Origin of the sequence: Acinetobacter sp. YH12136, assembly GCF_013418545.1 — a bacterium.
Lineage (GTDB): Bacteria > Pseudomonadota > Gammaproteobacteria > Pseudomonadales > Moraxellaceae > Acinetobacter > Acinetobacter towneri.
In genome coordinates this window covers 40,268-63,286 of the sequence record NZ_VPBV01000012.1, presented here as the reverse complement: position 1 = coordinate 63,286, position 23,019 = coordinate 40,268, and the positions used below count along the sequence as shown (strand labels likewise).

General features: G+C 40.5%; 22 protein-coding genes. 5 read left to right on the top strand and 17 right to left on the bottom strand.

What is annotated here, in order from left to right; translation table 11 throughout:
- Positions 1 to 225 precede the first annotated feature (225 nt).
- Positions 226 to 462 (top strand): hypothetical protein, encoded by a 237-nt coding sequence (locus FTU71_RS07330; protein ID WP_004976747.1) that lies wholly within the window; start codon positions 226 to 228, stop codon positions 460 to 462.
- Positions 463 to 635: 173 nt separating this feature from the next.
- On the opposite strand, the gene FTU71_RS07325 is transcribed toward FTU71_RS07330, so the two are convergent.
- Positions 636 to 1,088 (bottom strand): hypothetical protein, encoded by a 453-nt coding sequence (locus FTU71_RS07325; RefSeq protein ID WP_004976749.1) that lies wholly within the window; start codon positions 1,086 to 1,088, stop codon positions 636 to 638.
- 140 nt (positions 1,089 to 1,228) lie between these two features.
- Here FTU71_RS07325 and FTU71_RS07320 point away from each other — a divergent pair, with 140 nt between their 5' ends.
- Positions 1,229 to 2,089, top strand: a complete 861-nt coding sequence (locus tag FTU71_RS07320; protein ID WP_180111757.1) for an alpha/beta fold hydrolase — start codon at positions 1,229 to 1,231, stop codon at positions 2,087 to 2,089.
- Positions 2,090 to 2,356: 267 nt separating this feature from the next.
- Here the strand turns inward: FTU71_RS07320 and FTU71_RS07315 are convergent, their stop codons facing one another.
- On the bottom strand, positions 2,357 to 3,880 hold the full coding sequence (locus tag FTU71_RS07315) for a TerC family protein (RefSeq protein ID WP_179993850.1): 1,524 nt from the start codon (positions 3,878 to 3,880) through the stop codon (positions 2,357 to 2,359).
- A 777-nt stretch (positions 3,881 to 4,657) separates the two neighbouring features.
- On the opposite strand from FTU71_RS07315, the gene FTU71_RS07310 reads away from it, so the two are divergent.
- Positions 4,658 to 5,122, top strand: a complete 465-nt coding sequence (locus FTU71_RS07310) for a MarR family winged helix-turn-helix transcriptional regulator (protein WP_004976754.1) — start codon at positions 4,658 to 4,660, stop codon at positions 5,120 to 5,122.
- Positions 5,123 to 5,176: 54 nt separating this feature from the next.
- Here the strand turns inward: FTU71_RS07310 and FTU71_RS07305 are convergent, their stop codons facing one another.
- The 5 genes from FTU71_RS07305 to FTU71_RS07285 all read right to left on the bottom strand — a co-directional run bounded on the left by FTU71_RS07305 (position 5,177) and on the right by FTU71_RS07285 (position 12,388).
- Positions 5,177 to 5,854 carry an SOS response-associated peptidase family protein gene (locus tag FTU71_RS07305; protein WP_154320789.1) on the bottom strand — a complete coding sequence of 226 codons (678 nt, stop codon included), beginning with the start codon at positions 5,852 to 5,854 and terminating at the stop codon, positions 5,177 to 5,179.
- A 115-nt stretch (positions 5,855 to 5,969) separates the two neighbouring features.
- Entirely contained in the window at positions 5,970 to 7,412 is a 1,443-nt protein-coding gene (locus FTU71_RS07300; RefSeq protein ID WP_179993848.1) for an aldehyde dehydrogenase family protein, read from the bottom strand.
- Between the two features lie 199 nt (positions 7,413 to 7,611).
- A complete protein-coding gene (locus FTU71_RS07295) occupies positions 7,612 to 9,777 on the bottom strand; it encodes a malate synthase G (protein WP_096901411.1) in 2,166 nt (721 codons plus the stop codon).
- Positions 9,778 to 10,135: 358 nt separating this feature from the next.
- Complete coding sequence (gene zapE / locus FTU71_RS07290; protein WP_004976758.1) at positions 10,136 to 11,290, bottom strand: cell division protein ZapE; 1,155 nt, start codon at positions 11,288 to 11,290, stop codon at positions 10,136 to 10,138.
- A gap of 90 nt (positions 11,291 to 11,380) precedes the next feature.
- Positions 11,381 to 12,388: an AraC family transcriptional regulator gene (locus FTU71_RS07285; RefSeq protein WP_179993846.1), complete on the bottom strand. Its 1,008-nt coding sequence runs from the start codon at positions 12,386 to 12,388 to the stop codon at positions 11,381 to 11,383.
- 169 nt (positions 12,389 to 12,557) lie between these two features.
- Between FTU71_RS07285 and FTU71_RS07280 the strand changes: the two genes are divergently transcribed.
- Positions 12,558 to 14,036 (top strand): NAD(P)/FAD-dependent oxidoreductase, encoded by a 1,479-nt coding sequence (locus FTU71_RS07280; RefSeq protein ID WP_180111755.1) that lies wholly within the window; start codon positions 12,558 to 12,560, stop codon positions 14,034 to 14,036.
- Positions 14,037 to 14,103: 67 nt separating this feature from the next.
- On the top strand, positions 14,104 to 15,009 hold the full coding sequence (locus FTU71_RS07275; protein ID WP_004976767.1) for a lysine exporter LysO family protein: 906 nt from the start codon (positions 14,104 to 14,106) through the stop codon (positions 15,007 to 15,009).
- Between the two features lie 121 nt (positions 15,010 to 15,130).
- On the opposite strand, the gene pyrF is transcribed toward FTU71_RS07275, so the two are convergent.
- The 10 genes from pyrF to FTU71_RS07225 form a co-directional block, all read right to left on the bottom strand.
- A complete protein-coding gene (gene pyrF, locus FTU71_RS07270; protein ID WP_019836519.1) occupies positions 15,131 to 15,811 on the bottom strand; it encodes an orotidine-5'-phosphate decarboxylase in 681 nt (226 codons plus the stop codon).
- A gap of 182 nt (positions 15,812 to 15,993) precedes the next feature.
- Positions 15,994 to 16,359, bottom strand: coding sequence for a lipopolysaccharide assembly protein LapA domain-containing protein (locus FTU71_RS07265; protein ID WP_179993845.1), 366 nt, complete (start codon positions 16,357 to 16,359; stop codon positions 15,994 to 15,996).
- 17 nt (positions 16,360 to 16,376) lie between these two features.
- Positions 16,377 to 16,682 (bottom strand): integration host factor subunit beta, encoded by a 306-nt coding sequence (locus FTU71_RS07260; RefSeq protein ID WP_004976773.1) that lies wholly within the window; start codon positions 16,680 to 16,682, stop codon positions 16,377 to 16,379.
- A gap of 159 nt (positions 16,683 to 16,841) precedes the next feature.
- A complete protein-coding gene (rpsA, locus tag FTU71_RS07255; RefSeq protein ID WP_004976774.1) occupies positions 16,842 to 18,518 on the bottom strand; it encodes a 30S ribosomal protein S1 in 1,677 nt (558 codons plus the stop codon).
- Between the two features lie 119 nt (positions 18,519 to 18,637).
- Positions 18,638 to 19,330 (bottom strand): (d)CMP kinase, encoded by a 693-nt coding sequence (cmk, locus tag FTU71_RS07250; RefSeq protein ID WP_154320795.1) that lies wholly within the window; start codon positions 19,328 to 19,330, stop codon positions 18,638 to 18,640.
- Between the two features lie 16 nt (positions 19,331 to 19,346).
- Entirely contained in the window at positions 19,347 to 19,778 is a 432-nt protein-coding gene (locus FTU71_RS07245) for an SRPBCC family protein (RefSeq protein WP_019836521.1), read from the bottom strand.
- 101 nt (positions 19,779 to 19,879) lie between these two features.
- Entirely contained in the window at positions 19,880 to 20,371 is a 492-nt protein-coding gene (gene tadA, locus FTU71_RS07240) for a tRNA adenosine(34) deaminase TadA (RefSeq protein WP_004976782.1), read from the bottom strand.
- A gap of 27 nt (positions 20,372 to 20,398) precedes the next feature.
- Positions 20,399 to 21,520, bottom strand: a complete 1,122-nt coding sequence (locus tag FTU71_RS07235; protein WP_004976784.1) for an enoyl-CoA hydratase/isomerase family protein — start codon at positions 21,518 to 21,520, stop codon at positions 20,399 to 20,401.
- Positions 21,517 to 22,230 carry a uracil-DNA glycosylase gene (ung, locus tag FTU71_RS07230; protein ID WP_104851898.1) on the bottom strand — a complete coding sequence of 238 codons (714 nt, stop codon included), beginning with the start codon at positions 22,228 to 22,230 and terminating at the stop codon, positions 21,517 to 21,519. The genes FTU71_RS07235 and ung overlap by 4 nt, the downstream gene beginning before the upstream one ends.
- Positions 22,231 to 22,267: 37 nt before the next feature.
- Positions 22,268 to 22,864 carry a 6-carboxytetrahydropterin synthase gene (locus FTU71_RS07225; protein ID WP_104851897.1) on the bottom strand — a complete coding sequence of 199 codons (597 nt, stop codon included), beginning with the start codon at positions 22,862 to 22,864 and terminating at the stop codon, positions 22,268 to 22,270.
- Positions 22,865 to 23,019: the final 155 nt, after the last annotated feature.

Below are 23,019 nucleotides of genomic sequence, written 5' to 3'. Positions count from 1 at the left end.
ATGCAAGTACGATTGAAATCGTATTTAAATGGCTTAAAAAACACACTACTTTTTATTATTTGGTAAATAAATGATAACAAATAGTAGTATTTCATATGAAAATGATGTTTTTTATCAAAATATGACTATAAGGGCTTGAAATAGTTTGCTAAACAAGGTAGAACAATAAAACCAATCTGACTAAAATGCTCTGATTTTAGTGATTTATAACAAGGAGGGATGGAGATGTTTTCACATTTCAATACGCAAGTCTTCATTAACGCTCTGAAGGCTAACCAAAATCTAGTTACTTTTTTAAGCACCACTTTTGCACTGATGCTGACCCTATTGCTCCAAGGCTCAATTCAAGGCAACTTGAAACCAACCTATTTTTTATATGCCTTATTGGTATGTATAGCCTTTGCGATTTGGACATCCATTGACCAAAAGTTTCGTGAACATAAAAACGTAGAAGTTCATTAATCTTACCCTAGCACCCACTCATTTTAGCTTTTTCGCTTTCACTTTGCGGCAGATGGATCACTCCTCTGCCGCCAAACTCAAAAAGTAGATTCTAATCATCATTCCTGATCTACAGCAAAAATCTCAAAATCTTCTACGGGCTACCAAGAAAAAATTAAACTGAGCAATTAGAATTACAACAATCCATAGATTGCGCCAAGCAATAACACACTAGTCCCACCCAATTCAGCCACAATCAATAACAGCATCGCCAAACTCATGCACCAACTTGGCAATGTCCATGCTGCAATTTGATGCGGTTGTTTAAATTGATTAGTGGTATCTTTAAGCAATCCATGCAAGATATAACTCAGAATAGAAAAGCTAAAAAATACTAAATTTAGAATCACACAAATTAAAATTACAGTGGCATCCCAAATACAAAAATAAGCCAAGACCGCTAAAATTAAACTTGCAGGTGCATATAACAAACTACTGCGATGTGCGATATCCACATAATAATGAGCACGCGCTTGGGCAGAAGCACGAATTTGCCAATATTTCCACACGCCTGTAAGCATCCCCACCCACAAAAATATTCCACTGAAAATAATCGCAAGGCGCACTGCCAAAGATAAACTTTCCATGTTTAACACTCTTTTATTTTTCGTGTGGCTATTTAACTACACTCGCAGACTACTAAGCTTGACTTTAGAGTCAGAATAAATACAAGTTTCTTTTTGGAACTCGTGTAAAGTAACTTTATTCTCATCATCCTTAAAACATTATGAGCACATTTGAAAGCTTAAATATTATATGTGCAGATGGTTATGCCCTCGCTGCCCGTTATTATCCAAATCAATATACACAAGCACAGCGTCTACCCGTCTTGATTTGTCCCGCGACAGGCATTACCAAGAATTTTTATCACGCTTTTGCCACATGGCTAAATGAACAAGGCTATGCTGTGCTGTGTTTTGATTTTCGTGGTATTGGTGATTCGTTACACGAACCATTGAAACAATGTGAAGCCAGTATTGTTGATTGGGGGCAGTTAGATATTCCTGCAGCAGTAAATACTTTGCTGCAAAAAACGCAAGCTGAACAAGTGGTTTTATTGGGACACAGCGCAGGCGGACAATTACTGGGGATTAATCCTGAATATCATAAAGTGGCAAAAGTCGTAGCTGTTTCAGGCTCTACAGGCCACACAAAAGGTTTAAAAGGTCGTACTCGCCTACTTGCCCCTGTGATGTTTAAAGTTATTTTTCCACTTGCCAGAATCACACATGGTTATGGCCCAACCAATGCAATTGGCATGGGCGAAAACCTACCTAAAAATGTGGCCCAACAATGGGCACAATTTTGTAGCAAACCCGGCTATGTCATCAATGCTATAGGCAAAACAGTTTCACAGCATTATCACGATGAAATTCGTTGCCCGATTACTGCTATTTGGAGTTCGGATGATGAGATTGCCACCGAAGCCAATGTGAAAGATTTACTCCGTCTCTATCCCCATGCATCGACTAATATGATTAAACTTAAACCAAAGCGTTATCAGCATAAAGCCATTGGGCATATGGCGATGTTTAAAAAGTCACATCGAAATTTATGGAATGTGATTGAAAATCAATTGGCAGTTTAATTTTTAGTGGCGAAGTCACATACAAATTAAACATTTGTTTTAGTTTCTCGCTTTTTCTTTTCCCTGTTTAAGCAACCAAATTTGTAATCCTGTTTGGTTGTTTCTTTTTTTCTATTCCATGCCACATTTCATGTTCAGCTTTTAAAATCCAGACTTATCACTGATACACATTTTCAGGATGAAACATCACAATCTTTTTATTACACCATAAAAAAGCTCCACCATTTCGGTAGAGCTTTTTGAGTGATTTAATTCAAAGCTTAGTAATTAGAGTAAGCGAATCATCACAGTTTTAATACGGTTACCATCAAGTTCTGTCACTTCAAAGTGCACACCTTGATAATCCAACTGCGTGCCGACCTGAACTTCACCTTGGGTTTTATCTAAAATCAAACCTGCAACGCTAATGTAGCCTGCATCTTCTTCAATCAGATCCATCATACCCAGTTCAAGTTCAAGCTGGTATAAATCCAGCATACCTGTTGCTTTCCATTCGTTTTCATTGGTTTTAACCAAATCTAACTGTTCGTCTGCATCAGGGAATTCACCTGCAATCGCTTCAAACACATCAAGCGGTGAAATCAAACCTTGAACATTACCAAACTCATCGCTGACTAAAACCAAAGAACCTTTAGAGGTACGTAACGTATTGATCGCATCAATCACTTTCATTTTTTCAAAAATGTAAATTGGACGCTGACGTTTAATTAAAGCTTTAAGCTCTTCTTCTTCGTCCAATACATCCAACAACTCTTTGGCACGTACAATACTAATGACTTTATCTAAACTACCACGACACACTGGGAATAAGCTGTGTGGTACAGATAGAATCTGTTCGCGGATTTGTTCAGGTGAATCTTCAATATCGACCCATGAAATTTGGCTACGTGGCGTCATAATTGATGCGACTGAACGCTCTGCCAAGGTCAAGACACCACCAATCATGTAGCGTTCTTCATCTGCAAACGCTTCTTGCGCTTCGTTATGCAAATCAGGGCTACTGGTTTCAACTCGCCCCCCCATCAATTTTAAAATTGAATCTGCAGTACGGTGACGTAACGGAATTTTTGCTTCATGTTTTGCAACATTGCGCTGACCAAATTGGTTAAACGCTTCAATAGCAATCGCAACACCAATACCCGAATAGATATAACCTTTAGGGATATGGAAGCCAAAACCTTCTGCAATCAAGCTGATACCAATTAATAGTAAGAAGCTTAAACACAAAATCACCACTGTTGGATGACGGTTCACAAAAGCAGTTAATGGCTTAGATGCAAGTAACATCACCAACATTGCAACCACCATGGCAACCATCATCACATAGATGTTGTCGACCATGCCAATTGCGGTAATGACTGAGTCTAAAGAGAAAACTGCATCTAGAACAACAATTTGTGCTACAACTGCGGCAAAACTTGCATAAACCACATTGGTCGTGACTTTGACTTCGGGTTTGCCTTCCATCTTCTCATGCAACTCTCCTACCGCCTTATAGACGAGGAACAAACCGCCACCCAAGAGAATGAGGTCACGCCCTGAAAAGGTTTTTTCAAATAAGGTAATTAACGGTTCGGTTAAAGTAACCAACCAAGAGATTGCAAATAACAATCCTAAACGCATAAACAACGCTAAAGATAAGCCAATCACACGGGCTTTATCACGCTGTTCTGGGGGTAATTTTTCTGCAAGAATTGCAATAAAGACTAGGTTATCAATACCTAATACGATTTCTAGAATAATAAGTGTAATTAAACCAACCCATATTCCCGGATCTAATAAAAACTCCATTAGTTCATAGCTCCGAGATAGTTAGCAGAAATCGAAATATAAAGTAGACCTGCGCACGGCGACGGATCCATAAAAGTAACCTTTTTAGCAATAGATAGCTTAATTATGCACAATCTTGAACATTTGTAATTAAATTTTTAATTTTTTTGAATAAAACTAAACAGTACGATCTATAAGATGGTTTTTACTTTATTTTTCACATTCTTAATTTTTTTAGAGCGATGACAGCCAAACAAAAGCCGTGAGAATGGATTAAAAATGTCAAATGAATTGTAATGTATTTTTAGACGCATTAGTCATAGATTACAACTGTAAGCCAACCCACACTTTAATCTAAACTTAAAATATTGATAAAAAACAACTATTGTTAAAAGATTAGACCAAAGCTTATAATTTTTTTGCAAAATTCAACGCAATAACCCGCACTTTTACCTAAAAGCCAAGTGTACAAATGTATTTTTTTAACTAAAATGCAGCCTAAGTTGATGGTTAAATTGATAATTCAACTTATAAAACCAGATAACTCACTACTAATCCAAACTAAAACAATTCTATAGGATTAATTGATATGACACATGAATATGGATTGAACTTAAACAAATGCCTACGCGCTTGGAAAAATAGCCATTTCAAAGCCAGCTTCTAAATCGAGATTCATCATATTTCGTCAGATTTCAACCAAATTTTAGCCACTGAAAGCATCTTGCTAAGCACATGAGTTTTCACATAAAATGTGAAATATCAAAAATACAATTAAAACAATGCAGGGAATATGCAATGTCCAAGAAATATTCAAAATTTCTACCATCCGCCGACCAATATGATATTGAACAATTTCCGTATTATTGGGTCACACAAGTACATGCTCAATATGTACAGAATGTCGATCAGGCACTTAAAAAGTATGGTTTAGATAATTCTCGCCGTCGTATTTTATTGGCATTAAGGTCAAAAGCACATGCGAGTGTGTCTGATTTGTCAGACATGGTGGTGTCAAAAATGTCAACTACAACTAAAATTGTTTATCGTTTAAAAGATGAAGGTTTGGTTGAAACTTATTCTTGTGATGATGATGCGCGTATCACTCGTGTCGTGCTTACTGAAAAAGGTAATGAGATGACCAACAAAATTAATGATCTGACTAGCGTTGTTTTAGAGCAGTCATTTGATGGTTTAACTCCACTACAAATTGAAAAAATGATGGAAAGTTTACGTCATATTTTTAATAATTTAGCACGCTAAACATCACGTTATTGTTCCACATCTGTTCTTATCCTATATAAGCACAAGATGTACTTAAAGATCGAAAAAATTGAGCTGGGGGCTTACTTTTTCGATCTTTGCTTTTGGTACATGTGAACACTCAAACTCGTCTACAGGAAAGCCCTGCACAAAGCTGTGTATGTTCGGTGTTTTCAAACTTAGCCATTCATCTAAACGTGCATGTGGAATAACAATAACAGAACGTTTGACTGGCCCAGGCTCATGAAATTCCTTCATCATCGCGTGATCAATTGCGTCCATGGTAATCATACTCGCAGAACGGACAATTTCTTCCGTGCCTTGCCCATCCTTTAAACGGCAAATTTCATACAGTGCTGCAATAAAAAAGGCCTGTCCATCTTTACGACGTACACCCCAACGCTGCGGTTTACTATCTATATATTTGGATTCATAAAATTCTGACACAACAATCGCGCCAAATTTACACTTATAAGCAGCTTCACTAAAACTTGGTTTTTCTAATAAAGTTTCGTTACGGCAATTATAGGTTTTTTGCGCAATACTTCTGTCTTCCGCCCATTTGGGAATCAAGCCAAAATTCACCGAGCGCCACTCTAAACCTTGTTCAGACTTAAACAATAGTGGCACACTCGAATTTGGATACGCTTCTTCAGCATATTCAAACGGAATTTCAGGCAGACCTAATGCAGATAATTGCGCTATGCTTATTGGTTTAAAATTGGCACACATATACAAATTGGATGATTAGACACACGCACTATATTATGCGTTTTGATCATGAACAGTAAGTGCGCACCCACGCATTCCTTCTTACTCAAACAAAACGCAGGACAAATAATTACCGTTAAGCTGGCAATGTCAGCCAATGCGTGCGGGTAAATTCTTCAAATATCCAGCGCCCATTAAAACGACCTAAGCCTGAGTTTTTCTCACCACCAAACGGTGCATTGGCATGATCGGCAACGGTAATACCATTAATATGTGTCATTCCAACATCAAACTGTGCTGCAAATTCTGCACCGCGTTCTACATTTGTAGTGCATACAGCAGCAGATAAACCATAGCGTGTATCGTTCGCTAACTGTAAGGCATGTGCGGTATCTGCTGCTTTGAGAATCGGTAAAATAGGTCCAAAACTTTCATTTTGTACAATTTCTGAATCGGCAGCGACATTCACAAAAACATGTGGTGCAACTAAGTTCCCCGTAACCCCGCCCGCATAAACCAATTCTGCACCCTGCGCCAGTGCTTTTTGAATAATATGCTGATGCTTTTTCACCTGTTCTGCATTAATAATTGGCCCAATCAAGGTGTCATTTTTATTCGGATCACCTACTACTAATTGCGACACACTTGCTAACAATTTTTCAAGATAGGCTGCATAAATAGACTGATCGACAATGACCCGATTGGTACTCATGCAAATTTGACCTTGATGCAAAAAGCGCCCCATCACAGTTAGTTCTACGGCCAAATCTATATCTGCATCATCCAAAATGACTAAAGGTGCATTGCCACCGAGTTCTAAGCCGACACGTTTTAAATGCTCACCCGCAACGGCCAGTTGCCCTACATGCTGTCCAACTTCTGTAGAGCCTGTAAATGAAATCATTTTAGGAGTTGCATGCTCAACAAAGTAATCACCAATTTCACGACTCGCACCCGCCACCACATTGAGTACGCCTGCAGGCAAGTCTGCTTCTTCGAACAGTTTACCGAGTATAGTTCCACCTGTGACTGGCGTATCACTGGCAGGTTTGAGCACTACACTATTACCACAAGCAATCGCTGTAACCACTGAACGCATAGACAAATGGAAAGGGAAATTCCACGGACTGATCACAGCAATAACACCCAAAGGTTTACGCAAAACAACACTACGGACTTTCGGATCTTTGCTTTCCAGTTGCGTCGTGGTCATTTGCTCGGGAAATTGTGCAGCTTCTTGAATAATCCCTAAAGCAGCATCGACTTCGATATTGGCTTTTAAACGGGTACTGCCCGACTCATCAATCAGCCACTGGATAATTTCTTCGCGTCGTTGCTGAATGACTTGCTCTAAGTTCTTAATGATGTATTGACGCAGACTTGTGGATTGAATCAATTGTTCATCAAAAGCTTTTTGCGCTGTACTATAGGCACTATCAACATCTACCACGCTGGCGCCCTGCATCTCAAAAATTGTAGTTTGATGATATGGATTCAAGTTTGGAATGGTTTTAGTAGATGTCCCAACCGACCACTTGCCGCCAATAAATTGTTGATTCAAATCTTGATATGCTGGCATGTATTTGTCCTTGCGCTACTTTTTATATATGACTTTCACTCTACTCCGCAGCTTGATGTTTTTCTAGCAGCAAGTACATCCTGTAACTATTCAGCTGTAAAATTTTCAAAAAACCATAAGCAAAATACAGGCAACAAAAAAGCCTCCGAAGAGGCTCATTTGTTTGTATTACACAATCAGTAAATCAAATCCTAAAGGATTAATCACCTGTATAACCTTTTAACTTTAAACGCGCTGCGTGTAAAAGTGGCTCTGTGTAACCAGAAGGTTGCTCGCCACCTTTGAAGATCAAGTCAGATGCAGCTTGGAATGCAATGTTATTAGCAAAGTCGTTAGACATAGGCGTGTATAGTGGATCATCAGCATTTTGTTGATCTACAATTTTCGCCATGCGCTGCATTACTTCTTCAACCTGTTCACGCGTTACAATTCCGTGACGTAACCAGTTGGCAACGTGCTGAGAAGAAATACGTAAAGTTGCACGGTCTTCCATCAGGCCCACATCATTGATGTCTGGAACTTTAGAACAACCTACACCCAGATCAACCCAACGAACGACATAACCCAAGATACCTTGGCAGTTATTTTCCAGTTCTTTTAGTTTCTCTTCTTCAGACCAGTTGGTATCAGTTGCAAGAGGTGGAGTTAACAAATCATCTAAAGGCAATGCTTCAGTTGCAAGCAATTCTTGCTGACGGTTTGCTACATTAATTTGATGGTAGTGAATCGCGTGAATCACTGCACCTGTTGGAGACGGAACCCATGCACAGCTTGCGCCTGCTTCAGGATGTTCAGTCTTGGTTTTGTACATGTCTAACAGCATGTCTGGTTTTGGCCACATGCCTTTACCAATCTGTGCTTTACCACGTAGACCTGTTTGTAGACCTACCATGACGTTACGGTTTTCGTAAGCTGGGAACCATTTTTGGCCTTTGATTTCGCCTTTACGAACAAATGGACCTGCTTCCATGAAGGTATGGATTTCATCACCTGTACGATCCATGAAACCGGTGTTAATAAAGATGGTACGGTCTTTCGCCTGAGCAATACAGTTTTTCAGGTTAACAGAGGTACGACGCTCTTCATCCATGATACCGATTTTCAGGGTTTTAGCAGGTAAGCCAAGCGCTTGTTCAGCACGTTCAAACAGCTCAACCGCAAATGCTACTTCTTCTGGACCGTGCATTTTTGGCTTAACGATATACATAGAACCGGTACGTGAGTTCTTGATCGTGTTCTCACCACGGATATCAGCCACAGAAAGCAATGGAGTGACCAATGCATCCATGATGCCTTCATAAATTTCTTCGCCATCTACAAGGATCGCCGGGTTTGTCATCAAGTGACCCACGTTACGAAGCAGCATCAATGAACGGCCATGAACCTTGGTCTCACCGCCTTCAACATTTTTGAAGGTGCGGTCAGCATTTAGTTTACGGGTAATGGTCTTGCCATTTTTCTCGATAGACTCTTCAAGCGTACCTTTCATCAAGCCTAACCAGTTACGGTAGCCTTCAACTTTTTCTTCAGCATCAACTGCTGCAACAGAGTCTTCCAAGTCTTGAATCGTCGTTACAGCCGCTTCAAGCACAACATCTTTCACGCCAGCTGCATCTGTCTGTCCAATTGGGCTGTTTGCATCAATCTGGATGATTGCGTGCAGGCCGTTATTTTTCAGTACGATTTCAGTTGGTGCAGAAGCTTCGCCATTGTAACCAACGAATTTAGAGCTATCCGCAACAGTTGTTGTAGAACCATCTTTTAGGCGAACAACAAGTTTGTTTGCTTCTACAGCATATTGAGTCGCGTCGGCATGTGAACCTTGCGCCAATGGGAAAGTTTCATTTAAGAAGTTTTTCGCGAATGCAATTACTTTTTCACCACGAACTGGGTTGTAGCCTTTACCTTTTTCTGCGCCATTTTCTTCAGAAATAACGTCAAAACCGTAAAGTGCGTCATATAACGAACCCCAACGTGCGTTTGCTGCGTTCAAGCAATAACGTGCGTTACGTACAGGTACTACGAGCTGTGGACCAGCCAATAATGCGATTTCTTCATCAACATTTTCGGTGGTAATTTGAAAATCTTCTACTTCTGGTAATAAGTAGCCAATTTCAGTCAAGAAAGCTTTGTAAGCTTCTAATTCAAATGTATTATTGCGGTGCCATTCATCAATTTTAGCCTGAAGCTCATCACGCTTTGCGAGTAATGTTTTGTTCTTAGGGCTAAGATCGACAACGACTTGCTCAAAGTTTTTCCAGTATGTATCACTGTCCAAACCAGAACCTGGTAATGCTTCATTTTCGATGAAATCGTAAAGTTCTTTAGCAATCGCTAACTTGCCTTTTTGAATACGTGCAGTCATTGTCTTTCCTGATATTGCTACTTTTTATACAAGAGATTCTAGTATACTGATTTATATTTAGCTGAATAGTATTATCACATTTCAAAATAACGATCATTTATTACAAGATGAATGACAACAATCATCATAAATCCTGATCAGAAACACGACACTATTACTCATCTAAATACACTTTTACAGTGTATAAAGTTTTTGAAATGTCGAAATTAGACTTAAGTTCAGATTTTGTTGTAAAAATCGGCGTCAGTCTTATTGCAACCCTTCAAGATTAAGCCATGTTTATGACAAAATGTCGATAAAACCAACAGTCACATCTTTTCTATCATAAAAAAGCGCCTAGTTCTAGGCGCTTAAAAGATCAACTGATTTGATGTTTGGCTTCGGTGGCCTGTATCTGTCGATGTTCTTCATTTAAGTAATCATCAGACTGCATTTCCAATAAACGTGAACGTGTGCGTTCAATTTCAAATGCCAGTTTTTCGCCCTGATAAATTTCAATAATCGAATCTTCAGAAGTCAGTAATAACTTGACACCACGATCATAAAATTCATCGACCAAATAAATAAAACGACGTGTTCCTTCAGACAAGAAGTCTGTTAAATGCGGTACATTGCTCACCAAAACCGTGTTGTAGATGTTGGCAATTTCAATAAAGTCTGCAGGACTACGCGGTTTAAAGCACAGTTCTGAAAATTCACACCACAACACATCTTCAGTATGCGCAATTGTTTCAACAATACGTTGGTTGATAATAATTGGCTCAGAAGAATAATGTTGTGTATTACTCAAAGCACTGAAACGCTGTGCCATCCAGTTTTGATTATCATGCGTTAAAGGCGATTTAAATAATTGCGCCTGTTTCAAAACACGTAAGCGATAATCTACACCAGCATCGACATTTAGCACTTGGCAATGTTTTTTGACCATTTCAATGGTTGGAATAAAACGATCTCGATGGATACCATTTTTATATAAACCGTCTGGGGCGATGTTAGATGTTGCCACCAAAGTAATGCCACGATGGAATAATTTTTGGAACAAGTCACTCAGAATCATCGCATCAGTCACGTTAGATACGAAAAATTCATCGAAACAAATCACCACTGCATCTTTATAAATTTGGTCTGCAACAGAATCGAGCGGGTTACGCTGCCCTGAAAGTTTGTTCAGTTCACGATGCACATGCTGCATAAAGTGGTGAAAGTGCATACGTGTTTTACGTCTAAATGGAATCGAGTCGTAAAACTGATCCATGAGCCATGTTTTACCACGACCTACACCACCCCACATATAAACACCCTGTGGTGCTGTTTGGCGGCGGAAACGGCGGAACGCTTTTTTTGATGCTTTATAGCGTTGAATTAATTCCTGCCACACACGCTCAAGTTCGTGTACAGCCTGCGCCTGCGCATCATCTGGCATAAATTGTCCAGAGGCTAACGCTTGTGCATAACGCTCCGCAGGCGATAATGGAGTAAAGGCTGTGGTTTGTGGCGAATTAAAATCAGACATATTCATCAGTACTTATTTGGGCAAATAGATTATAACGAAGATCGAATCACGAGATATAGCACTTTGGCATAGTTTGCAAAAATACTTAGGCTATTTTGTATATTGGCGTGGACTTTGTCCAAACCACCGCTTAAAGGCATGATTAAATGCTGCGGGTTCTGAATAACCAAGTAACTCTGCAATCATTTCAATTGAATATTCCTGATATTCAATTAATCGCAATGCTTTATCTTTGATGAGATCTTCACGAATTTGTTTATAACTGGTGTTCAGTTGTTGCAGTTGATGGCGCAATGTCCGTTCAGGAATTTGCAAAGCATGTGCTGTTTCTGCCATGCTCGGCATACTGCCCTGTTGTAACTCCAAATAATCTTTTACGCGCTGCACTACCGAAGGCGCATCATCTTCAAGTTTAAGTCGCTCTAACTCAATCACACACTTGGCTTCATAACTGCTAAAAGTGACTGCATCGGCAGAGGGAATACGTGCTGTGAGAACTGCATCATCAAACCAAAATGCTGCTTGTGATTGATTAAAAATAATATCTTGACCGTAATAATCATAAAAAGTTTGCAAAACTTCACTTTGCTGCGGCTGTACAAATGGCAATTCTATGCGAATACGTGGCGCACTCATCCCCATCATTTTATATAGGTCTTGAATAAATTTGAATGTGCCTGAAATTTCACACTGCGCACGTAATACACCTAAACTACTATGTAAATCATTGGGTTGATAACACAATGCAATATGTCGCGTGCTATGTTGTAAACTTAGTTTCCCGCTTAAATGCGTCAATCCCTGATATTGAATCCCTTTTTCTAATGCAGTGGCAATATCTGGACTGGTCACCAATAACATCAATAAAGGACCATAACCTGCCAAAGCATAATGCTGTCCAATAAACAGCCCCATTTCAGGTTCTACATCTTCACCAATCACTTTTAGAATATCCCATTCCAAACTCGGATGAATGATTGAACTGGTATCTAGCGCATCTGCACGCAAGCCGATACTTTGCAATTTTGCATCGACATCAACGCCTGCTTTACGCATGCCTTGTATTAAATACATTAAGCCAAGTATGGATCTTTTCATAAAATGAACAGTGCGAAACGGAATATCCTTTTTACCCGATTCGTCCACAGATAGAAATTGCCGAAAATATCAATTTTTATGTCAGCACGATCATGTTACCGCATGCTGGCTTATTCTATCCTGACTCAAACAAACTCAAATCAAACAAAATAAATATAAGGATATCTTCATGCAGGATGCAGCAGCGTATTATCAAGTCGCAATTATTGGTGCAGGCTTTGGCGGATTAGCCATGGCGATTCGTTTACTACAACGCAATATTCATAACTTTGTGATTTTAGAAAAGTCTGATGAAGTGGGTGGTACTTGGCGTGAAAATCAATACCCTGGTGCGGCTTGTGATGTGCAGTCGCATCTGTATTCATTGTCATTTGCACCCAAAACTGACTGGTCAAAACGCTATGCCGAAGCACCAGAAATTTTTCAATATATTCAAGATGTGGTGCAACAATTTAATCTGCGTGAATATTGCCAATTTAACAGCGAAGTGGTGCATACCGAATACCATGAAAAAGACTGTGTATGGCATGTTGCGTTAAAAGATGGCAGACAATTGAGTTGCCAATATTTAGTCTTTGCTTCTGGCCCACTGCATGTGCCACAAATCCCGCACATTAAAGGCATTGAAAAGTTTCAGGGCAAGGTTTTTCACTCGTCTCAATGGGATCATCAATACAACTTAAATAGCAAAGTTGTGGCATCTATTGGCACAGGCGGCAGCGCGATTCAATACATTCCTGAAATTGCACCTCAAGTTAAACAGTTATATGTCATGCAACGTACAGCTGCATGGGTCATTCCACGAGATGAACGCAAATATCTGAATATTGAGAAAAAACTGTTTAAACAAGCAGACTGGTTTAGAAAATTGCATCGTGCGCGTTTGTATTGCTCGAATGAATCACGTGCAATTCCAATCATGCAACCTAGCGTGATGAAATATACCCAAAAACTGGCAGAAGCCTTTATTCGTTTTCAGGTCAAAGACAAACAATTGGCACAAAAACTCACGCCTGACTACATTATGGGATGTAAACGTATTTTAGTGTCCAATAAATACTTCCCAACTTTTAACCGTGACAACGTCGAATTAGTGACTGATGCAATACAGGAATTGACTGCAGACAGCATCATCACCAAAGATGGTAAAATGCGAAAAATTGATTGTCTGATTTATGGCACAGGCTTTATTACCGATCCGCGTATCTATCTACAGCCATTTAGCTGCATTGGTGAACATGGCGTTGAATTAAAACAGGCATGGAAAGATGGCGCAGAAAGCTATTACGGCATTAGCCACAAAGGTTTTCCGAACCTGTTTCAGTTGCTTGGGCCAAATACAGTTTTGGCGCATAACTCGGTTATTTTTATGATCGAATCGCAAGTCGATTACATTCTGCAAATGATGGATTTGGTGGCACAATCACAGAGCAATGCAATTGTAGTAAAAGATCAAGTACAAGATCAATTTAACCACGATGTGCAAGACATGCTAAATAACACGGTTTGGCAATCTGGCTGTGTAAGTTGGTATCAACAAGATGGTGGAAAAAACTTTGCACTTTGGCCAACCTATACTTGGAAATATTGGCTAAAAACCAAGTCGCTGCATCCGAGTGATTTCAGATTAATCAGTAAAGCGGCATAAATTTCCGCTTTTAAAAGCAAACTGGCATAATCAACAGGTTTTTATCTATCTCCCACCTGTTGATCTCATGCAATCTCTTTGGCTGATTTTCCAATTACTCTGCTGTTTATGTCTAGGCTTTGTACTGGCAAAACGCCTCCCTCGAATAATCGAAAAAATTGCGTTTCAACTGCTTCCATATTTTAGCTATATCCTGCTAATTGCAATTGCGATGGAATTTTCACAAACGCTCGGTTCACTACAGCAGCCATCGCATATTCTATCTACAGCTTTACAGATTGCATTTGCTACATCAATTGGTGCTTTTCTGTGTTGTTATTTGCTTTACAAAGGTTTGGGGCTGCAAGCAACGCAAGGCAAAGTTTCATTACAGTTGTTGATTCAATCCTGCATCAACATCAGTTATGCCTTTTTTGCACTTTTGGCAGGCTACGTGCTGCATCTACTTTTTAGTGCTATGGATTTCCAAGTTCAGATCAACACTTGGTATTTACTGTTGCTGTTTATGTGGATGATTGGACTCGATCTCGCTTATTCGCCTTTAGATCGTTCTTGGCTGAATTGGAAAATTTTAATGGTGCCCGTAGGCTGTATTTTCGGTTCAGTTGCAGGGGTACTACTTTGCGCACTTTGGCTCCCCATCGCTCTACAAGATTTGCTTATGCTCTCACAAGGTTATGGATTTTATTCCATGAGCGGGATTGTGGTGTCGGAACTTCGCAATGCCGAATTGGGTAGTATTGCGTTAATGAATGATTTATTCAGAGAGATTTTTGCGATATTGCTGATGTATATTTTGGGATGGCGTTATCCACGTGCTGCAATTTCTGCCGCAGGCGCAACTGCCATGGACGTCACTTTGCCCATGGTAAAACAAGCCTGTGGCAACGATTTTATTCCACATGCCATGGTCAGTGGATTTGTATTGTCAATCCTTGCACCCATTGCTGTAAGTGTATTGGCTGCTATTTAAAAAGAATCAACAATTGTCCTCTCTCCCTCTGGGAGAGAGTTGGAGAGAGGGTTTGCGCTCTATTTAGGCGAGAGTTAGAGAGAGGGCTTATCTCCCTTTTAGAGAGTCAGCGATAGTAAAATTAAAGCGTCGCTAAAATATCTTTCAAAGTCTGACGTGGATTTTCAGATTTTGTAATTGGACGACCAATCACCAAATGCGTAGAACCATCCAGCATAGCTTGTTTGGGAGTCACAATACGTTTTTGATCATCGGCATTTGAGCCTTCAGGACGAATCCCTGGAGTTACTAAGGCAAAATCCTGCCCTAAGATTTCACGCAACATTTTGGCTTCTTGCGCAGAACACACCACACCATCTAAACCACTTTCTTGAGTGAGTTTAGCTAAACGCTGAACTTGCTCAAAAGGCTCAATATCTAAACCTAAATCTTTTAAATCTTCACGCCCCATAGAGGTTAGTACAGTCACTGCAATCAGTTGAGTCTGATAATTCCCTGCTTTTAAACGCTCCACACAGGTTTCCATCATTTTACGACCACCTGAGGCATGCACGTTGACCATCCATACGCCTAAATCTGCTGCAGCACATACAGCCTGAGCCGTTGTATTTGGAATATCGTGAAATTTCAAATCTAGAAAAACCTCAAAACCTTTGTCATGCAAGGCTTTCACGACTGCAGGACCTTCATGGGTAAATAACTCTTTACCAACTTTTACTCGACATAATGCAGGGTCTAATTGTTCTGCAATGGTTAAGGCGTCATATTGGCTTTTAGCATCGAGGGCAACAATGATACTCAAGAGAATTACCTATGGATTTGACAAAGAGTCGCTATTATAAAGTGATTCGTGCCAAGCAGATAGTCAAAAAGACAGCTTATCCCCCATCGCAGCGATAATCAGCCATTCGTCAAAGGCACACATAAAAAAACACCCCAAGATAACCTTGAGGTGTTGATGATCAATTCGCTCAACAGAGCAAATTAAAGTGCATTAGAAGAACGATCTTCAGTATGCACATCTAATACCGTTTTTTCATGACGAGTATGCGCAGCAGCTTCAGAAGCAGCCAGTTGAGCTGCATGAATTTGCTCTTTGCGTAGGTATTCAATATCTTTACGTAGTCGCTTAATTTCCCAACTATTTTGGAATACACGGAAAACCTGCACGCCCAACAATAACCCTAGCACCAAACCAAGTGCCAATGTAATCAGTAGCAATAGACCCAAACGCATTGCAGGCACTTGAGTAAATAACAGGTCAACTGAAAGTTCAGTGCCGTTTTGCAAAACCAATGCCAGAGAATATCCAAATAGAATAACTAAAATAGCGACTAGAACGTAACGCATAAACACCCCTAGGAATTTTATTTATTTACAGACTCGTTTACTGCATCACGTAGTGCTTTACCCGGTTTAAAGTGCGGTACAGCTTTAGCCGCAACTTCTACAGACTTACCTGTTTTTGGGTTACGACCTACACGTGGTTCACGGTGATGCAATGCAAAACTACCGAATCCACGAATTTCAATTCGGTTATCTGCCGATAGTGATGCAATCATTTGATCAATCATGATCTTCACAGCTTCTTCCACCAATGGCTCAGCCAAATGTGGATTTTTCAAAGCAATTCGTTCTATCAAATCAGACTTATTAAGTGCTTCAGTAGTCATCTGCGACCTCTTTAATTATCAAGCTACTTTTACCTAAACTGATAATAACCTGTTTAAATACAAAACGGTAGCGTAATAATTGAATACTACGCTACCGTTTACAGTATTTGTGTAAAAAGTATGTGCTAATTTACATTAACCATACAGTTTACCCGCAACTTAGTTGCCCATTTGAGCTTTGATCAAGTCACCAATTGTCTTAGGACCATTGTCTTGACCGCTAGTTGCAGTTTTCAAGTTAGCAACAGCTTCTTTCTCTTCAGCTTCGTCTTTCGCTTTGATAGACAAGTTGATAGAGCGAGATTTACGGTCTACGTTGATGATTTTCGCTTCAACTTCTTGACCAACTTCCAAGAACTTAGTTGCATCTTCAACGCGATCACGGTTGATTTCAGATGCTTTAAGTGTTGCTTCAACTTCGTCAGCTAACTTAACAGTTGCGCCACGAGCATCAACAGCAGTTACAGTACCTTTAACCAAAGCACCACGTTCGTTAGCAGCTAAGAAATCGTTGAATGGATCGCTGTTCAATTGCTTGATACCAAGGCTGATACGGTTGCCTTCAGCGTCTACAGAAAGGATAACCGCTTCAACAGTGTCACCTTTCTTGTAACGACGAATAGCTTCTTCGCCTTGCTCGTTCCAAGAAATGTCAGACAAGTGAACTAGGCCATCGATACCGCCTGGTAAACCGATGAAGATACCGAAGTCAGTGATTGACTTGATTGTACCTGAAACTTTTTCACCTTTGTCGTGGTTCTTAGCAAACTCTTCCCATGGGTTAGCACGAGTTTGTTTGATACCAAGAGAAATACGACGACGCTCTTCGTCCACTTCAAGAACCATAACGTCAACTTCGTCACCAATCTGAACAACTTTAGATGGGTGGATGTTTTTGTTAGTGTGGTCCATTTCTGAAACGTGTACTAAACCTTCAACGCCTTCAGCGATTTCTGCGAAACAGCCGTAGTCAGTTAAGTTTGTTACGCGAGCTTTAACGATAGAACCTTTAGGATAACGGCTCATGATCGCTAACCATGGATCTTCGCCTAATTGCTTAAGACCTAAAGATACGCGGTTACGCTCTTTGTCAAATTTAAGTACTTTAACAGTAACTTCTTGACCCACTTCAACCACTTCTGATGGATGCTTGATACGTTTCCAAGCCATGTCAGTGATGTGAAGAAGACCGTCAATACCGCCAAGGTCAACGAATGCACCGTAGTCAGTAAGGTTCTTAATCGTACCAGTAACAGTTTGACCTTCTTCAAGCTGAGCAAGAAGCGCTTCACGGTCAGCTGAAGATTCAGCTTCCATAACTGCACGACGAGATACAACAACGTTGTTACGTTTAGCATCAAGTTTGATAACTTTGAACTCTAACTCTTTACCTTCAAGGTGAGTTGTGTCACGGATAGGACGAGTGTCTACCAAAGAACCTGGTAAGAACGCACGAACTGGACCGATGTCTACAGTGAAACCGCCTTTAACTTTACCAGAGATAACACCAGTAACGATTTCGCCGTCTTCAAAGATTTTTTCAAGTTTAGTCCAAGTTTCAGCACGTTTCGCTTTTTCACGTGATAAAACAGTTTGGCCCATACCGTTGTCAAGTGCTTCAACAACAACATCAACGGTGTCACCAACTTGAACTTCAAGTTCGCGTTGTTCGTTTAAGAATTCAGCGCGGTCAACAACGCCTTCTGATTTAAGGCCAGTATCAACTGTTACCCAGTCAGAGTCGATGCTTACTACAACGCCTTGGATGACAGCACCCTTTTCAACGTTGAGGTTTAATTCGCTTTCTTCAAAGAGGGCTGCAAAAGATTCGGTCATGATATACCTGATAAAGTCAGCGGTCTTGGATCAGACAAGGCCGGTTTAGTTAAGCGTCTACATAGTCCGTATAGAACTGATCAAGCTATGCGTTCGCTGAATAGGTTTATTTCACGCGGTTAAGCGCGGCAAATAGCAAGCTTCTGATCGACATAAGCCGTCATTAATGCAAACACTTCATCAATGTTCAACTCAGAACTATCAATGATGTAAGCATCTTCTGCGGGCTTGAGCGGAGCAACTGTGCGCTCCATGTCTCGTTTGTCGCGAGCCTGTATATTCGCTAAAATGTCGCTTATTTTAGCATCCAGCCCCATACCCTGCAACTGTTTTACTCGTCTTTGTGCACGTGACTCTGCCGAAGCAGTTAAATAAATTTTAGCCTGCGCATTTGGGAAAATACTGGTCGCCATATCGCGTCCATCTGCAACCAAGCCTGGTGCTTGGGCAAAGGCATGCTGACGTGCAAGTAATGCTGTGCGCAATTCAGGTACTGCCGCAACTTTTGAGGCATATTCCCCCACACGTTCGGTACGTATGGTTTGCGTGACATCTTCACCATCAAGCAACACTTGTGTGCCATCTGGCTGGGTCACAAATTGAATATTGAGCTGTGTTGCAATGGCAACGCATTGACTCAGTTCAGTATCAAGTTGATCTAGCAAATTCTGCTTATGTAACGCCAAACCCAACAAACGATACAACGCACCAGAGTCGAGTAAATGAAACTGATAATATGCTGCCAATTTTGCCGCGAGTGTGCCTTTACCTGAACCGCTAGGGCCATCAATGGTAATAATTTGAACCGTCATGCTGTTTCCGAAATGATTAGAGAGATTTTGCGAGTTTGGATAAACCAATTTTAATTGCAGTTTTCAACTGCGCAAGAATAGCTTTGCTCACAAACGGAACTCGCGCTTGTAGCTCAATGCTATACGTGACCAAGGTTTTGTGATCTGCCACTTGCTGAAATTCAATTGTACCCAAATGATGTTTGATCAATGGATTTTTAATGATTTTATATTCAATCCGCTGATTCGGTTCAAGCACGGTAATTTGCTCTTGCAAAGGTTTAATTGGCCCAATCCCCATACGACGCACCGAACCTACACCATCTGGACGTTCAGGGTCAGCAGAGTCTTTAATGCGCACCACTTGCATTGGTGCAAATGCAATATTATAAGTTGCATGTTTAGAAAGTAATTCAAATACTTGCGCAACTGGCGCATTAAATTCTTTTTTAATTTGAATAGCGTGCATGGTTTGCCCTGATGATGAATGCTATGTTGTGTTTGATTTAGTTTAACGCAAATCAAGCCTAGAACTCAGAACTGGTTTTGATCATGGAGGTCATTTATCAACTATTGCTGCTTTTGTTGTTTCTTTTGCGCACGGCGCATCTTAAAAAAATCACTCAACTGGGCTGAACATTGCTGCTCTAAACAACCTGATTGATACTCAAAAATATGATTGTAATAGCCTGACTCTAAAAGCTTTCTAGCACTGATCAATGAGCCAGCTTTGGGTTCAGTTGCTCCAAATACCACACGTTTGATTCGCGCATGAATGAGCGCACCCACACACATGGTACAAGGCTCCAGTGTGACATAAAGCGTGGCATCTTCAGGTAAACGATAATTTTGAATATGATCACATGCTGCACGGATTGCCACAATTTCGGCATGTGCGGTTGCGTCGTGTAAGGAAATAGGCGCGTTATAACCCGCGCCAATCACTTGATTTTGACTAACGATGACAGCCCCCACAGGAATTTCCCCCTGTGCTGCAGCCAAAGCAGCCTGCGCATAGGCAAGCTGCATCCAGTCTTCATCACTATAGTTCTGTTCTGACATTTAAATATGAGTAAAAATCAATACGAATTAAATAATCTCGTATTGTTTCAATAACTCATTCCAGCTTTCAATGCTCGTCACAGGTGGATTGTCTGCAAAAATGGTTTTGAGCTGCACTGGCCCATTTTGCTGCCAAGCTGGTGCAAGGTCTTTATCGACCAAACGTGCGCGCACACCTTCGACAAAATCTGCGTGGCGAATTTTCCAGTCTGAAATTTGCGTTTCCAGTTCAAACACTTCATTCCAAGCGTGAACCTTCTTACCCCATTGCCATAGTAACCACGTTAAAGCTGCTGTGGTTGGTGAACCTTTTTGCAAGTTTTCACTGGCTTGACGTAACCAATCGCTACGTGCATCGCTTAGACCAATGATGGATTCATAATCACTTTCAAAACTCACACCACGGCACACGCTTTGAATCACATCCAAAGAATTCTGTAGCGGCCCAGGCCCTACAGGACGGTGCATGCTGTTCAAGGTATCATCAATGGCACGGAAGTCACCTGCAGGGTAATGATTCCAGTCAATATTAATGACTTTTTCTAATACAGAAGCGCGTTGTGCATCACAAATATGGGTTGCCCAACCAATACCATACGCACCTGCAGCAGTCATAATTGAACCCGTTAAACCTGTGAACAAGCCAATCGCACCACGGTCAGCCAAGAAACGAGTTGCCCCTACATCTGGGTATAAACCAATGTTAATTTCTGGCATAGCTAAACGTGAATACGGTGTCACCAAACGGAATGGTGCAGCCATAAATAGACCTAAGCCACCACCCATGACATAACCTTCACCCCACACTAAAACAGGCTTGGCATAGTTATGTAGCAACAAGTCCAACGCATATTCTTGCTCAAAGAATTTATTGGCAGTTGCAACCTCATCATTAATGACAAGCTGACGTAATTTACGCACATCACCGCCTGCACAAAATGCTTTTGGTGTGGTCGAATCTAGCCAAATTGCTTTTACGCTATCATCGGTATGAAAGTCTTCAAATACTGCCAATAATGCAGAAACAATAGATTCATCTAAAGCATGCAAAGATTTTGGGCGATTCAAACGTACAATGCGCCAACCGTTATTTGCTTCTTCGACAATTAAATCCGGATGATATTCTTTAGAAATGGGAGAATGTGTCATGCGTCCAGCTGCCAGTCTATAGGCTCAATGCCATTTTGTTTAAGATAATTATTTGATTTTGAAAATACTTTACATCCAAAAAAACCACCGCGGTTTGCTGCCAATGGGGATGGATGCGCTGCCTTCAAAATCAGATGTTTATTTGGATCTATACGTTGTCCTTTACGTTGTGCATACGCGCCCCACAAAATAAACACAATATGCTCACGTTGTTGATTTAACACATCAATCACATGATCTGTAAAATCTTCCCAACCCTGCTTTTGGTGCGAGGTTGGTTGTCCTGCTTCTACCGTTAACACGCTGTTGAGCAGCAATACCCCTTGCTCTGCCCAATGCGTTAAATCACCGTGTCTTGGAATAGGCACACCTAAATCTGTATGTAACTCATGGAAAATATTACGCAAAGATGGTGGCAATGCAACCCCTCTTTGTACAGAAAAACTAAGTCCATGTGCCTGATTAGGTCCATGATAAGGGTCTTGCCCAATAATCACGACTTTCACCTGATTTAAAGGCGTGGTATTTAAAGCATTAAATATCAGTGAACTTGGTGGATAAATCACCTTATTCTGTTGTTTTTCCTGCAACAAAAAACCGCGTAGCGCATCCATTTGTGGACTCAATAAAAATTCAGCTAGATTGTATTTCCAACTCTCATCTAACTGAACTTTATTTAAGCTCGCATATTGCTGCTCAGTAAAAGACATACCGCTATCAATCCTTGTTGATGTCTAATGATGTGATTTAAAGTTTAACTTGTAACTCGACATTCGGGTTTTGGAATGTCATCCCCTGTTTTAATTTTTCATACATTTGTGGGTCTGACCACTCTGTCTGTACTTGCTCAGAGAAATGAATTTGATCCAGACTCAGCAATCCCATCTGCGCATTTTCAATATCTTCCAAAAAGCTTTGTGCATAGCCAGTATCGGTTTCATGCACAATTACAGAATAGACCTCTACATCACCCTCCCCATTTTGTGTGATGGTCGATGCCAAAACTTGCTGTGCCAAATAAAAGAAAATACGTGAAAACTGCTCTGCCGATGGCGATACTGGTAAAGAAACCCAACGTGCGCTGAACGTTTTGCAGGCTTGAATATATGCAGGATCGTCCTGCTCCCAAAAACAAATGGCATGATCAAAAGCATCAAATAATTCTTTGATTACACCTTTAAGCAAACCAAAGTCATACACCATTTGTCCATGATCAAGTTTTGAAGCTTTCAGTAATAATTCTACTTTATAGCTATGACCATGAATCGAGCGCTTACAGCGGTCTGAAGTGCAATTACGCACAATATGCGCATTTTCAAACTTAAATAACTTTCGAATTAACATGGGTCTTAACGTCATCAAAATATTTGGGGGATATTCTTTTTAATTATAATGCAAAACGTGAACAATAAGCCAATTTTAGCCCGCAGATTGCCAGACAAAAATCGTAATGATCAGTTTCAGTACAGATATGCAATGCATTTGCATCCGAATAACAG